We start from the raw sequence: 807 nt of genomic DNA on the forward strand, positions 1-807 counted from the left end.
TCGCGGTCAAGGCGCCGGGCTTCGGTGACCGCCGCAAGGCCATGCTCGGCGACATCGGCACCCTGACCGGCGCCCAGGTCGTCAGCGAGGACCTCGGCCTGAAGCTGGAGTCCACCACCCTGGACATGCTGGGCCGGGCCCGCCAGGTCATCGTCACCAAGGACGAGACCACCATCGTCGACGGCGCCGGCGACGCCGAGCAGATCGCCGGCCGGGTCAACCAGATCCGCGCCGAGATCGAGAACACCGACTCCGACTACGACCGCGAGAAGCTGCAGGAGCGCCTGGCCAAGCTGGCCGGCGGCGTGGCCGTGATCAAGGCCGGTGCGGCCACCGAGGTCGAGCTCAAGGAGCGCAAGCACCGCATCGAGGACGCGGTGCGCAACGCCAAGGCCGCCGTCGAGGAGGGCATCGTGCCCGGCGGTGGCGTGGCGCTGCTGCAGGCCGGCGCCAAGGCCTTCGACAAGCTCGAGCTGCAGGGCGATGAGGCCACCGGTGCCGCCATCGTGCGCAAGGCGCTGGAGGAGCCGCTCAAGCAGATCGCGGTCAACGCCGGTCTCGAGGGCGGCGTCGTGGTGGAGAAGGTCCGCAACCTCACCCCGGGCGAGGGCCTGAACGCCGCCACCGGCGAGTACGTCAACATGTTCGAGGCGGGCATCATCGACCCGGCCAAGGTGACCCGTTCCGCCCTGCAGAACGCGGCGTCCATCGCGGCGCTGTTCCTGACCACCGAGGCCGTCATCGCCGAGAAGCCCGAGAAGGCCGCTGCCGCTCCGGCCATGCCGGGCGGCGGCGACATGGACTTCT

Annotated in this window: 1 protein-coding gene; it reads left to right on the plus strand. The window is 70.9% G+C overall.

The genetic code is table 11. The features are described 5' to 3' along the window. A partial coding sequence (gene groEL / locus Psi01_RS42975; RefSeq protein ID WP_204069970.1) for a chaperonin GroEL occupies positions 1–807 on the plus strand: 807 nt, incomplete at both ends.

Origin of the sequence: Paraplanobispora siamensis (assembly GCF_016863175.1) — a bacterium.
GTDB classification, from domain to species: Bacteria; Actinomycetota; Actinomycetes; order Streptosporangiales; family Streptosporangiaceae; genus Planobispora; species Planobispora siamensis.